Origin of the sequence: Corynebacterium halotolerans YIM 70093 = DSM 44683, assembly GCF_000341345.1 — a bacterium.
GTDB lineage: Bacteria > Actinomycetota > Actinomycetes > Mycobacteriales > Mycobacteriaceae > Corynebacterium > Corynebacterium halotolerans.
The window spans coordinates 2940057-2953096 of record NC_020302.1 but is presented as its reverse complement, the minus strand read 5'-3'; the positions used below and the strand labels follow the sequence as shown (position 1 = coordinate 2953096).

The window sequence follows — 13040 nt, the reverse complement described above, 5'->3', positions numbered from 1 at the left end:
GGCACAATGGGTGCAGCACACATACCCATCCGGAGGATGACACGTGGACACCAGGCTGCAGGAACTGATCACCGAGGTCGATGACACGATCGAGGCCCTCGAGCAGGAGGCCGATTCCCAGCGGGAGGCCATCGACCGGGTCGCCGGGACGCACCGCCACGGGGCCCGGAACCTCCTCCACTACGCCGCTCTGCGCCAGCGGGACATGCGTCCCCTGCAGGCCGGGCTGGCCTCCCTGGGCGCGACCCGTCTGACGACGACGGAACCGTCGGTGCTGGCGCGTCTGCAGGCGGCGCGCAACGTGCTGTCCGCCTATGCGGGGGAGGATCTGAAGTACGAGGCCGTCGAGCTCAACGACGCGTTCGCCCGCGCCGACGACGTCCTGGAGGACCACGCCACCACGCTGTTCGGGGAGTCCTCCGACGAGACGCACTCCCGGATCATGGTGACGCTGCCGACCGGGGCCGCCGACGACCCGGACCTGGTGCGCGACTTCGTCGACGCCGGCATGGAGCTGGCCCGTATCAACTGCGCCCACGACGACGAGGACACCTGGGCGCGGATGATCGCCAACGTCCGCGCCGCGGCCGAGGAGCAGGGCCGTGACGTGCGGGTGTCCATGGATCTGGCGGGCCCGAAGCTGCGCACCGGCGCGATCGTGCCGGGCCCGGCCGTGGGGCGTGCCCGGGTCACCCGCACCAAGGCGGGCCAGGTGCTCACGCCCTCCAAGTTGTGGCTGACGCCCACCGGGGAGGAGCCGTCCCCGGTGCCCGAGAATCTGCCGGGCCGGCCCGCCCTGCCGCTGCAGGTCGATGCCGAGTGGCTGGCCGACCTGGCGGTCGACAGCGTGATCTCCCTGATCGACAACCGCGACTCCAAGCGCGTCTTCACCGTCAGCCGTGTCGACACCGGTGACCAGCTGGCCGTGCTGGCGGAGGGGCGCCGCAACGCCTACATCTCCAACTCGACCCTGCTCGAGCACGACTGGCGCAGGACCCGGGTGTCGGGTGTCCCACCCACGGAGCAGAAGCTGCTGCTGCACACCGGCGACCGTCTCATCCTCACCGACGAGCAGGTTCCGGCCGAGCTGCACCCGGACACCACCCCGCGCATCAGCTGCACCCTGCCGGAGGCCGTCGCCGCGGTCGAGGTCGGCCAGCGGGTGCTCTTCGACGACGGCGCGATCGCCGCCGAGGCCGTCGACAAGCGCACCACCGACGCCGGACACACCGAGATCGACCTCGACATCACCTTCGCCGGGCCGGACGGCACCAAGCTGGCCGCCCACAAGGGCATCAACCTGCCGGAGACACACCTGCCGTTGCCGAGCCTGACGGACGAGGACCTCGCCGCGCTGCGCTTCGTGGCCCGGCACGCCGACATCGTCAACGTCTCCTTCATCCGCGACGCCGACGACGTCGACTTCGTGCTGGAGAAGCTGGAGCAGATCGCCGCCGAGGTGGAGGATTCCGACGGCGCCGAGGCCGGTGAGCGGGTGCGCAACCTGGGCGTGGTGCTCAAGATCGAGACCATCCCCGCCTACGAGAACCTGGCCGCCGTCCTGCTGGCGGGCATGCGGCACGCCAACCTGGGCATCATGATCGCCCGCGGGGATCTGGCCGTCGAGCTGGGTTTCGCGCGCATGGCGGAGGTCCCGCGCCTGATCGCCCAGATGGCCGAGGCCGGCCACATCCCCACGATCCTGGCCACCCAGGTGCTCGAGAACCTGGCGAAGTCCGGTCTGCCCTCGCGCGCCGAGATCACCGACGCCGCCTACGCCCTGCGCGCCGAGTGCGTCATGCTCAACAAGGGCCCGCACATCACCGACGCGATCAACATCCTCCATCGGATGTCCACCCGGCTCGGCCGCTCCCAGCGCAAGAACCGGCAGTTGCTGCGGCGCATCGGCAGCTGGGACCGGGAGGAGTAGGGCGCGTGGAGATCATCGCCCACCGCGGCTACTCCGGCCGCTACCCCGAGTTGACGCGGGTGGCGTTCGAGAAGGCGCTCGAGCTGCCCGTCCACGGGATCGAGTGCGACGTGCGGCTGACCCGCGACGGGAAGCTCGTGGTCGTCCACGACGCGGAGATCGGCCGCGTCTCCGACGGGCGCGGGAAGGTCGCGCAGCTGACGCTGGCCCAACTGCGGGAGTTCAATTTCGGCACCGAGTCGTCGCCGCAGTCCGTGCTCACCCTCGACGAGCTGCTGGAACTGTTCGCCGACCACCCGGAGCACCACCTCTACATCGAGACCAAGCACCCGGTGCCCCACGGGCGCATCGTCGAGGAGCAGGTGCTCATGCGGCTGCGCTACGCCGGTCTTTACGACGACCCGCGGATCCACGTCATCTCCTTCTCCCAGCCCGCGATCGTCCGGCTGCGGGCGCTGGCCCCGCACCTCGACCGGATCCGGCTGCGCCGCCGCGTCGAGCGCCGGCTCAACCCCGTGGATCTCCATCTGGGACGACCCACCGGCCTCGGGCTGTCGTTGGAGCGGGCACGCGCCAACCCGGGCCTGATCGGACGCCACGGCCTGCCGACCTATCTGTGGACGGTCAATGAACCGGAGGACCTGCGCTGGGCCCGCGACCACGGCGTCGACCTGGTGGCCACCGACGAGCCCGGGACGGCACTCGAGGTGCTGGGGCGCTGACCCCGGTGCGGCAGGTATCTTGGTGGGCATGGCCAAGAAGAACAAGAAGAAGGACGACCTGCCGGAGGGCATGAGCCGCCGCCAGGCCAAGCTCGCCGCCCGCGCCGCGGAACGTGCCGCCCTCGAGAAGGACCCCCGCCCCTACGGTGGTCTCGCCGCCGAGGCCGACCTCGTGGCGCTGCAGGAGTTCGTGCCCTCGGCCGTCGCCAAGCTGGACGTCAAGGGCATCGACCGTGACGTCCACGTCGTGACCGTCCTGCCCGGCGGCGGTGCCGCGCTCATCCGCGAGGCCCAGTACGGGGGCGGCGCCCTCGTGGCCCTGCAGGTGCAGTCCCGCAGTCACAATCCCGGCCGCGACCTGGCCTACACCCTGAACTGGGTGAGGGATGCCCAGCCGGGCCAGAGCCTCGGCTCCACCATCGCCGACGGCACCGAGCCGCCGCTGAGCGAGTTCCTCGACCCGGCCACTGAGCTCGACGTCGTCGAGCACCAGGACTTCGACTGGTGGCTGCCCGAGGGCGCCGACGTCGACCTGGCGACCCGCCAGGCGATGCAGAACGCCAACGACGCCGTCATCGAGTCCCACCGCGTGCGCGCCGACGTGCCCGGCTCCGTCTGGTGGGCCAACCCGGGCGGCGGCAAGGCCTACATCCGCTGGGTGCGCGTCGACGACAACGAGGACGCCATCCTGCGGTCCCTGGCGCGCGTCGCCGCCCGCGGCGAACTCAACCTCGGTGAGGGCACCAAATTCGCCGGGGTGTTCCGCACCCACGGCATCGTCGCCCCGGTCTTCGACCTCGATCCGGAGGCGCCGTTCGACTCCTACGCCGCCGAGCTCGAGCGCGTCAACGAGGCGCTGGAGAAGGAACTGACCAACGACGCCCAGCTGACCGCCGACGAGCACCGGCAGCTGCAGAACATCAAGTCCCGCCAGGTCACCATCCGCTAGCGCGGGGACTCACAGGAGGGGCCGGTGCCATCGGGCACCGGCCCCTTATCATTCGGCGGCTGAGCGGCCAAGTGGGGAGTGTGAACCGAACCCATTCCCGGTCAGCTCATTGCGGGTGCGATCTCGGGCGACTGGTGCTGCGGCGCCCTCAACGAGAAGGCGTCCCGCACGTCTATGCCCAGGACACCACCGAGCCGGGGGAGGGGGGGGATCAGCGCCGCCGTCCGTGTCGGGAGCTGCAGGGAGAACCTGTTCAAGACGATCGACGTCGTCGGCCTCAGGCGAGAACGGTGGGATGGTCGTGTCCTTGTGCGTCGTCATCCTCCGGTACATGCCTGCGCCTGTGAACAAGTTAGCGGTGGCGCCAGACCGAGACCGCGCCACCGCCTCCGGTGCCAGCAGCCTACTGCTCGAGGGCAGATTGCTCCTTGCTGTGCGGTGCCTCTTCCAGCACGTTGTCTCGACCGGTGACTACTTCGATCTTGCGCGGCTTAGCCCGTTCGGTCACAGGCAATGTCACACTCAGCACACCGTTGGCGTATTCGGCGGAGATGTTGTCGACATTGATACCTTCGCCCAGGCTGAGCTGCCGCAAGAACGAACCGCTCTGACGCTCACGGCTCAGCCAACTGACGCCTTCTGCCGTGGGGAGGGTCCGTTCAGCGCGGATGGTCAGGACTTGCCCGTCGACGTCAATGTCGACTGAACCTGGATCCACTCCGGGCAGATCGGCGGTCAGCACGTAGCGGTCACCGTCGCGGTACAGATCCATCGGCATGGTCCGCAGGCCGTTCCTGTTGCTCCACATGCCGTTTGCGAGCCGGTCGAATTCCCGGACCACATCATCAATGCTCATGGCCATCTTCATCAACTCCTTCATCAAACAACCGTCTGACAGCTGACTAGGCGTAGCCGTTGGGTGCGTCCCCCAACTGGCCCTCATATTAGCACTATCCGCTTCGGAGTGCTAGGTCTGGAGAGTAAATTTTAGAGGGGGAATAGCAGGGTTGAGTCGAGTTTTTCCGGCATCGGGCGCGGCAGGGGTGAGGAATGGTGGTTGGTCCCGAGGATCACGCACTCCAGCGGGATCCTCTTGTAGTCGACCAACCGAGACGCTTGGTGCTCATTTTTCGCCGGTCGGACAAGGTTTTTCCGACGACCTCCCCACCACGCGCACCCTCCATCCGCGTGATCTCTAACAAAAGCGCTGCCAGGGGTGGCAGCCCCCGGTGGCTACCGCATGGAGTCCCACAGCGCCTGGGCGCCGGCCTCGTCCCAGATCACGACGTTGCCCACCGTGTAGTTCGCGAAACCGGCCACGGGCACGGTCTCGGTCTCCACCCCGGAGCGCATGGCCAGCGCCACCCGGGCCAGGTGCCATACGTGGTCACCCTCCCCGACGGTGAAGGTGCCCGCCGTGTCCGCGATGAGCGGGACCAGGCGGAACGGGTTCAGCAGGGTGCCCGGGGAGGTCACCTTGTCGATCAGCGCGGAGAAGAACTGCCGCTGGCGCTCCACGCGGTCCAGGTCGCCCTGGGGCGTGGCGCGGGTGCGCACGAATCCGAGGGCGGTGGGCCCGTCCATCTCCTGGCAGCCGGCCTCGATGTTGAGGTTCGCCAGCGGGTCGTTGATGGGGTAGTCCACGCAGATCTCGACGCCGCCGACCGAGTCGACCACGCTGGCCAGCCCGCCCATGCCGATCTCGGCGTAGTGGTCGATGTGCAGGCCGGTCGCCTGCTCCACCGTGGTGGTCAACAGCTTCGGGCCACCGAAGGTGAAGGCGGCGTTGATCTTGTTCTGGCCGTAACCGGGAATGGTGACGTAGCTGTCGCGCGGCAGCGAGACCAATCGCCCCGGGCCCGTGAGCGGGATATGCAGCAGCATGATCGTGTCGGTGCGCCCGACCCCCAGGTCGCCGCCGGTGCCGAGCCGGGCGACCTCGTCCTCGGACAGGCCCTGGCGGGAATCGGATCCCACCAGCAGCCAGTTCGTGCCGGCGGTGTCGGCTACCTGCTGGTCCGGGGTGGCGTCGATACGCGTCAGCCGCGAATCCGCCCACAGGGACAGCGCCAGGGTGAATACCACCACGATGGCCACCGCCCAGCCGAGTCCGCCCAGACACCCGCGGGGCCGCGGCAGGCGCAGCCGGGGCCGTCGCCGGGGTCGGGGGCCGGGTGCCGGGCGCCGACGCAGTGACCGGGGCGGGGCCTGCTGCGGTGACTGGCGGGGATCCGGGGAGTGCGGCGCGGGGCGCTGCGGCTGCCGGGACGGGATGTACTGGCGCGGGCGGCCGGCGTCCGGGTGGTGCGGGGGCGGTACCTGCCGTGCAGGGCCCTGGTCCCGGGGCAGGTCGAAACGGGTCTGATCCGGGGGAGCCCCCGCGGCGCCCGCGGCCGACACCCCTGCGGCGCCCGCACCAGGGGCGGCGTCCCGTCGCGGCCGACGCTCCGTTGGCCGCTTCGGCTGGGGCCGGCGGCGCACCGGGCGGCCGAAGCGGTCGACGAGCGGACGGCCGTCACGGCCGCGGACCACGTCACCGGAGTCCCGGGGATCGCTCGAGCGGCGGCCGAGGCGCTCCTCGCGGGGATCCCGGGGGCCACCGGGACCGGCACCGGAACCGGGATCGGCCCCGGGGCGCTGGTGGCCGGGATACCTCCGGCCCGGGCGATCGTCGCGTCCGCGTTCATCCATGCGTCTCAGGGTATCGCGGGAAAACGCGACCAGAGGTATTAGTGGGGCGATTGTGACGAAGCGGAGCGGGCGTTTCTACAGCCCCAGCCAGCTCAGATCCCCGTCGATGGCGGTGTAGCCGACGAAGGCGACGGCGTCGATGAAAAAGTGCGCGATGACCAACGGCCACACCCGCCCCGTCCGCCAGTAGAAGAAGCCGTAGACCACACCCATGACGATATTGCCGAAACCGGCGGAAACCCCCTGGTAGAGGTGGTAGCTGCCGCGTAGCACGCTGGAGGCGGCCAGGATGGCGGGCAGGCCCCAGCCCAGCTGCCGCAGCCGGGACATCAGGTACATCACCACCACGGTCTCCTCGCCGAAAGCGTTGGCCGCCGACCACAGCAGCAGCACCGGCACCTCGATGGCCGCGTGCTCCATCCCGGTGGGCACCACCTGCCGCGACAGTCCCGTCTGCACCGCGAAGACGTACAGTCCCAGACCGGGCAGGCCGATGACCGCCGCCAGGCCCGCGCCCCAGCCGAGGTCCGACCAGCGGGGCCGGAGCGCCCGGAGCCCGTCGCCGGCCAGCAGGAACAGCGCCAGCCCGCCGTAGGCGAAGAGCACGCCCGCCGAGCACAGCTGCAGCGCCAGATCCAGCCACAGCAGCTCCGACTGTGAGACATTCAGTGCCACGGTCTGCTCGTTGAGGGCGGCCGGGGCGAGCAGCCCGTCGATCAGCTGCAGCAGCGCGCGCACCCCGGAGATACCGAAGGTGACCGCCAGGACCAGCAACACCTCGACCCGCAGGCGCCGCTTGTCGACGACCGTCCCGCTCACGGGTGCACCTCCCGGGCCAGGCCGAGCAGGGCGGCGTCGGAAAGCCGGATCGCGCCCAGCTGCACGCCGACGGGCGGCCGGCCGGGCACCGCCCAGGGGATGCTCACCGCCGCGGCACGGGTCATGTTGAACAACGACCCCCACGGTGACCAGCGGGTCTGCGCGAGGAAATCCTCCGCCGGCTCGAGTGCCGCGAGGTGCCCGACCGGCGGCGGATCGGTGCTCAACATCGGGCTCAGCAGCGCGTCGACGCCCCAGTACTGTTCCAGCAACCGTGGCAGACCCGCCGCGTGGTGGCGCGCCGCCGCCAGCCGCTCCGGGGTCACGGCGCGGCCGCGCTCACGCAGCCAGCCGACGATGCCGTCCACCGGGTCGGGCAGCGGGGCCAGCTTCTCGGTGAACAGGGCGGTGAACGCCGCGAAGGTGTCCTCCACCCGCGGGTAGGGGGCTATCTCGACGACGTCGTGGCCGGCGTCCGACAGCCGGTCGGCGACCGCGCCCACCGCCTCGAGCATCACCGCATCAACCGGCGTGCCGGCGAACAGCGGTTGGGTCAGCACCCCGATCCGGCGGCGCCCGGTGACCGGCGTGAGGCCGTGGAGGAACGCGGCGTCGTCCAGCGAGCGGGTGACAAAACCCGGCACGGACAGCCCCGAGTTGCCCGCGGGTTTGAAGCCGACGAGCCCGCAGGCGGCGGCCGGCACCCGGATGGACCCGCCGCCGTCGGAGGCGTGCGCGGCCGGCAGCAGGCCGCGGGCGACGAGCACGGCCGCCCCGCCGGAGGATCCGCCCGGGGTGCGCCCCGGCCACAGCGGATTGTCCGGGGCGGGCAGCCCGGCGGGTTCGGTGTAGATCGTCAGCCCCAGCTCACAGGTGGCGGACTTGCCGGGGATGACCACGCCCTCGGCCAGGAGCGCGGCCAGGAACGGATCGGTGCGCCCCGCCAGGCGCGTGCGGGCGGCGGAACCGTGGGTGGTCGGCTGCCCGGCGACGTCGTGCAGGTCCTTCGCCGGCAGCGGCAGCCCGTGCAGGCGGCCGCGCCGGTCCGCGGGCAGCGCGTCCAGCCGTTCGGCCGTCTCATGGGCGGCGTCGAGGTCGAGGTGGGAGAAACCGTGCTCCGCGGGGCCGAGCCCGGCGAGCGCCCCGGCCAGCTCCTCGATACGGGAGACCGCGGTGAGTTCACCGCCGCGGAGCCGGTCGACGAGGACGCGCACGGATGAGGTCATGCGCCCCAGGATACGGCTGGATAAGGTGGACACCCATGAGCACCTCCAGCACCACCAGTGCCGTCAGCGCGACCGGCGCAACCGTTGCCTATCTGGGGCCCGCCGGAACATTCACCGAGGCCGCGCTGCTGCGCTTCGCGGAATCCGGGGCCTTCGGTGGCGGGGAGATCACCCAGCTGCCCGTCAACTCCTCGCGCGCGGCCATCGACGCCGTGCGCCACGGGGAGGCCGATTTCGCCTGTGTGGCCATCGAGAACTCCGTCGACGGCGCGGTGACCTCCACCTTCGACGCGCTCGCCGACGGCGGCGGGGTGCAGATCTACCACGAGCTCGAACTCGAGATCGCCTTCTCCATCATGGTGCGCCCCGGCACCCGCCTGGCGGACGTGCGCACCCTGGCCACCCACCCCGTCGCCCACCAGCAGGTCCGCCAGTGGATGGCCGAGCACGTGCCGGAGGCGGCCTACACCCCCGCCTCCTCCAACGCGGCGGGCGCCGAGGCCGTCGCCGAGGGACGAGCCGACGCCGCCGCGGCCCCGGACCGCGCCGCGGACCTCTTCGGGCTCGAGGTGCTCGCCGCCGACGTCGCCGACGTCGGCGGGGCCCGCACCCGCTTCGTCACCGTCGGCCCCCGCGGCGTGCCCACTCCGCGCTCCGGCAACGACACCACCTCCGTGGTGTTCACGCTGCCCAACGAGCCCAGCACGCTCGTCGGGGCGCTCACCGAGTTCGCGCAGCGCGGTGTCGACCTCTCCCGCATCGAGTCCCGCCCCACGCGCCGGGTCTTCGGCACCTACAACTTCTATGTGGACCTGGTGGGCCACATCGACGACGCGCCCCTTGCCGAGGCGCTGCGGGCCCTGTGGCTGCGCGCCGAGAACATCACCTTCCTCGGCTCCTGGCCGGCGGCCTCCGGTGACGGTCGCGAGGACGCCCTCGCGGCTGACCTGGCCCGGCTGGAGCGGGCCAGTACCTGGGTGGACGCCGCGCGGGAAGGAAAGGAGATCTCATGACCGGTCGCCTGATTCTGCTGCGGCACGGCCAGACCTACAGCAACGTCGCCCGCAAGCTCGACACCCGCCCACCGGGCGCCGAACTCACCGACCGTGGCCGCGCCCAGGCGTGGAACGTCGGCGACGAGCTCGTCGAGTACTGCCGCGCCGGCAACAGCACGGCCGGCCGGCTCGCGGCGGTGGTCTGCTCCACGGCCCTGCGCGCGGAACAGACCGCCTGGCTGGCGATGCAGGCCTTCGAGGAGACCGCCGGACTGCCGGAACACAGCATGCGCATCGATGTGCGCACCGGCATCCACGAGATCTTCGCCGGCGACTACGAGATGCACAACGACGAGGACGCCCACCGCGACTACACGGCGACCCTGCGTGGCTGGTTCGAGGGGGACGAGGACGCCCGCCTACCGGGTGGGGAGACCCTGGCTGACCTGCTGGGCCGCTACCGGCCGGTGCTCGAGGACCTGGTGGCCGAACACCTCTCCGACCCGGAGGAGGAGAACGACGTCGTGGTGGTCAGCCACGGCGCCGCCATCCGCACCATCGCCACGCACGCCGCAGGCGTCGACCCCGACTTCGCCTTCGCCGGCTACCTGGGCAACTGTCGTTTCATCGTGCTCGAACCCGGCGGGCGCGAGTTCGGGAAGTGGGAGCTGCTGCGCTGGGCGGACCTGGAACACCAGCTGTAGGGCCGCGGCGGCCCACCCGCCGCACAACTTGAATAGGAGGTGTCCAACATGTGGTTCGATTCCTGGAGTGACGTGCTGCGGGTGCTCCTGATCGGAGCGGCGACCTACATAATCCTGGTCGCCATCATTCGGCTGTCGGGCAAACGCACGCTGAGTCAGCTCAACGCCTTCGACTTCATTGTCACCGTCGCTCTGGGTTCGACCCTGGCGACCATCCTGCTCAGTACCGACGTGTCCTTCACCGAGGGCGTGACCGCCCTGGCGCTGCTGGCCGGTCTGCAGTTTCTCGTGGCTACCGTCTCCTCCCGCTGGCCACGTACCCGTCACGTCCTCACCGCAGAGCCGGTGCTGCTGCTGGCCGACGGACACATCAGGCAGGAAGCCCTGCGGCGCAGCCGCCTGACCGAGTCCGAGCTGCGCCAGGCCGTGCGCTCACAGGGCACGGGGGATCTGTCGAAGGTGAAGGCGGTGGTGCTGGAGACCAACGGCAAGCTCAGCATCATCACCGACAGCCGGTACGGCTCCGGCTCCGCCCTGGAGGACGTGCACGGGGCCGGGGAACTGTAGCTGTTTCTACCCCCACCCCAGCCGGTGCAGGTCGTCCTCCTCCATCCCGAAGTAGTGGCCCACCTCGTGGAAGACGGTGACCTCCACCTCCCGGGCGAGTTCCTCCTCCGTGGTGCAGAACCGTTCGAGCGCGCCCTTGTAGATGGAGATGGCGTCGGGCAGGAAGCCGGTGTGGTCGAAGGTGCGCGCGGTCAGGGCCACGCCCTCATAGAGCCCCAGGATCGAGGGGTTCTCCTCGTTGAAGTCACGCACCAGGATGACCAGATTGCCCATGTGCCGGGCGAATTCGTCCGGAATCTTGTCCAGGGCGTCGTCGACCATCTCGTCGAAGCGCTCGTCGCTGACCTCGATCACGCTCAGGCCCCCGGCTGCGCTTCGGCCGCCGGGGCCGGGGCGGCCGGATTCTGGCCCTCGGACCGCAGCGGGTTGCGCTCCGGCTGCGGCGGGGGCGGGTTGCCGTCGATGGTGAAGCCCTCCCGGCCCGCCTGGGCGGAACCGTTGAGCACCGAGAACCCGCCGGACTCGCTGGCGTGCACCAGGGAGCAGTTCACCGAATGGGAGCCGCCGATCCAGGAGGCCTGCGGGATGGTGCCCCAGTACGGCTGCAGCGTCGACTGGTAGAGGGCCTCCTCGCTGCCGAGGTAGTCCATGGCCGCCTGGGTGCACACGTCGGCCAGGTGGGCGTCCTGATCCTCGACGCTGGGCACCCCGTCCGGGAAGACGGGCAGCAGATCCACGACCGCGGTGGTCTCCATGTGGTGGTCCTCAGTGCAGTCGACGATGCGCAGGGCACGCGAATTGTCCACGAAGACGCACTCGCCGGGCTGGGCGACGCGTGCCTGGTCCTGCTCGGCCACCCGGCCCTCCGTGAGCATGGGCACGCCGTCGGGGTCGGTCGACTGGAGCCCGCACAGCATCGTCCGGTCGCCGGCCTCCCACGCCTCGGGGGAGGGCAGGATGGGGGCGATGGAGTAGCGGCCGATGGGGTCGAAGCGGCCGTCGAGATAGCGGATCGTGGGCGTGTGGCACAGCTCCTCGCGCAGCTGTGCCTGGCGCGTCAGATCCGGGATGGGGGCGTCCGAGCCGAACTCGGAGGAGGGGTAGGCGCCCAGGTTCTCGCGGGCGGAGACCTCGAACCGGTGCGGCTCGTCGCAGCTGGCCTGCTCGAAGTTGGAGACCTCCCCCTCGGCGTCGATGTCCCACGTCAGACAGGCGCCGACGTCGGCGGTGGTGAAGGGGGCGATCGCCGCGTCCTCGGCGGAATCGTCCCCGGGGCCGGTCGTGGGCGCCGACGTCGTGGTGCCCGTGCCGTTGGCCAGGTTGGAACCGTCCCCGTTGGAGACGTAGCCGTACGCGCCGACGGCGACGGTGGCCGCCAGCGCGGCGACGAGCCCGGTGCGCACGGCGGTGGCCGACCGCGCCGGCCGCCAGAATCCTCGGGAAGTCATAATGGCCCCATTCTGCTCTCAGTCGGGCCGATTTTACATTCTTTCCACCGGAATCGGGCGGACTCAGACATCCAGCGCTCGGGTGACCCGGGTCTTCAGGCGGTAGCGGTCGGTCCGGTACACCGAGGAACACCATTCCACCGGGCGGTCTCCCGCGCGCGAGTGCCGCACGATGTGCAGCAGCGGGGTGCCGGGCGCGACGTCGAGAAGCGCGGCCGCCAACTCGTCGGCGGCGACCGCGGTGACCACCTGGTCCGCCTCACTGACGGGGAGTTCGTAGTGCTTCTCGAGGATGTTGTAGACGGAGTTGTAGACGTCGTTCTCCAGCAGGTCGGGCACGAGGGCCGAGTTGTACCAGGCGTCGTCGATCGAATAGGGCTCGCCGTCGCCGAGCCGCAGGCGGCGCAGGTGGGTGTGCAGTTCCCCGGGGCCGGGGCCGAAGAAGGCGGTGACCTCCTCGGGGGCCACCGCGCGTTCGGAGAGCAGGATCTTCGACGACGCCGCGACGTCCTGGGCCCGCATCTCCGAGGAGAAGGACGCCAGGTGCAGGCGGGAGACCAGCGGGTTCGGGGCGACGAAGGTGCCCTTGCCGCGGATACGGCGCAGGCGGCCGGAGGCCACGAGATCACCGATGGCACGGCGGACCGTGATGCGGGATACGCCGTAGGTCTCCTCGAGGGTGCGTTCGCCGGGCAGCAGGTCCCCCGGGCGCAGCTGCGTGACGCACAGCTCCTCAAGGATTTCGCGCAGCTGGGCGTGCTTCGGGATCGGCCCGTCCGTGATGGTCCGGGCGGGCAACTCCGGAATCCGGGCGTTTCTGGTCGTCGGGGACATGTGCCCATTCTACGATTGTGGTTATTACCAGTACAAGATTTCCGGGACCGGTTCCCTGCGCCGGTATGCCTTCCGTGGGGCACCGTCTCCCCGTGCCGGGATCGGGTCCCGTTCCCCGCCCGTCCTTCGCCCGGTTGCCCCACCGGCGCGGTAGG

At 70.5% G+C, this 13040-nt stretch carries 13 protein-coding genes; 6 read left to right on the top strand and 7 right to left on the bottom strand.

Annotation, left to right across the window (positions count from 1 at the left end):
• The first annotated feature begins 43 nt into the window (after positions 1-43).
• The 3 genes from A605_RS13465 to A605_RS13455 are packed head-to-tail and all read left to right on the top strand — an operon-like array spanning position 44 to position 3601.
• Positions 44-1930, top strand: a complete 1887-nt coding sequence (locus A605_RS13465) for a pyruvate kinase (RefSeq protein ID WP_015402061.1) — start codon at positions 44-46, stop codon at positions 1928-1930.
• 5 nt (positions 1931-1935) lie between these two features.
• Positions 1936-2652 (top strand): glycerophosphodiester phosphodiesterase family protein, encoded by a 717-nt coding sequence (locus A605_RS13460; RefSeq protein WP_015402060.1) that lies wholly within the window; start codon positions 1936-1938, stop codon positions 2650-2652.
• Positions 2653-2680: 28 nt separating this feature from the next.
• Positions 2681-3601 carry a DUF5926 family protein gene (locus A605_RS13455; RefSeq protein ID WP_015402059.1) on the top strand — a complete coding sequence of 307 codons (921 nt, stop codon included), beginning with the start codon at positions 2681-2683 and terminating at the stop codon, positions 3599-3601.
• Positions 3602-4004: 403 nt separating this feature from the next.
• On the opposite strand, the gene A605_RS13450 is transcribed toward A605_RS13455, so the two are convergent.
• The 4 genes from A605_RS13450 to A605_RS13430 all read right to left on the bottom strand — a co-directional run bounded on the left by A605_RS13450 (position 4005) and on the right by A605_RS13430 (position 8337).
• Positions 4005-4469: an Hsp20/alpha crystallin family protein gene (locus A605_RS13450; RefSeq protein ID WP_015402058.1), complete on the bottom strand. Its 465-nt coding sequence runs from the start codon at positions 4467-4469 to the stop codon at positions 4005-4007.
• 365 nt (positions 4470-4834) lie between these two features.
• Positions 4835-6292, bottom strand: a complete 1458-nt coding sequence (locus A605_RS15150) for an LCP family protein (protein WP_081602144.1) — start codon at positions 6290-6292, stop codon at positions 4835-4837.
• Positions 6293-6367: 75 nt separating this feature from the next.
• Entirely contained in the window at positions 6368-7111 is a 744-nt protein-coding gene (locus tag A605_RS13435; protein ID WP_015402055.1) for a CPBP family intramembrane glutamic endopeptidase, read from the bottom strand.
• Positions 7108-8337 (bottom strand): amidase, encoded by a 1230-nt coding sequence (locus A605_RS13430; RefSeq protein WP_081602189.1) that lies wholly within the window; start codon positions 8335-8337, stop codon positions 7108-7110. Before A605_RS13430 ends, A605_RS13435 begins: the two co-directional genes overlap by 4 nt.
• Positions 8338-8372: 35 nt before the next feature.
• Here A605_RS13430 and pheA point away from each other — a divergent pair, with 35 nt between their 5' ends.
• From pheA to A605_RS13415, 3 genes are read left to right on the top strand one after another with little or no spacing between them, the layout of a single operon-like run.
• Complete coding sequence (pheA, locus tag A605_RS13425; protein WP_015402053.1) at positions 8373-9350, top strand: prephenate dehydratase; 978 nt, start codon at positions 8373-8375, stop codon at positions 9348-9350.
• Positions 9347-10036, top strand: coding sequence for a histidine phosphatase family protein (locus A605_RS13420; protein WP_015402052.1), 690 nt, complete (start codon positions 9347-9349; stop codon positions 10034-10036). The genes pheA and A605_RS13420 overlap by 4 nt, the downstream gene beginning before the upstream one ends.
• 48 nt (positions 10037-10084) lie before the next feature.
• Positions 10085-10603, top strand: coding sequence for a DUF421 domain-containing protein (locus tag A605_RS13415; RefSeq protein ID WP_015402051.1), 519 nt, complete (start codon positions 10085-10087; stop codon positions 10601-10603).
• Positions 10604-10609: 6 nt separating this feature from the next.
• Here A605_RS13415 and A605_RS13410 read toward each other — a convergent pair whose 3' ends face one another.
• The 3 genes from A605_RS13410 to A605_RS13400 form a co-directional block, all read right to left on the bottom strand.
• Positions 10610-10957 carry a metallopeptidase family protein gene (locus A605_RS13410; RefSeq protein WP_015402050.1) on the bottom strand — a complete coding sequence of 116 codons (348 nt, stop codon included), beginning with the start codon at positions 10955-10957 and terminating at the stop codon, positions 10610-10612.
• Between the two features lie 2 nt (positions 10958-10959).
• A complete protein-coding gene (locus tag A605_RS13405) occupies positions 10960-12051 on the bottom strand; it encodes a septum formation family protein (RefSeq protein WP_015402049.1) in 1092 nt (363 codons plus the stop codon).
• Between the two features lie 63 nt (positions 12052-12114).
• On the bottom strand, positions 12115-12885 hold the full coding sequence (locus tag A605_RS13400; protein ID WP_015402048.1) for a GntR family transcriptional regulator: 771 nt from the start codon (positions 12883-12885) through the stop codon (positions 12115-12117).
• Between the last annotated feature and the right edge of the window lie 155 nt (positions 12886-13040).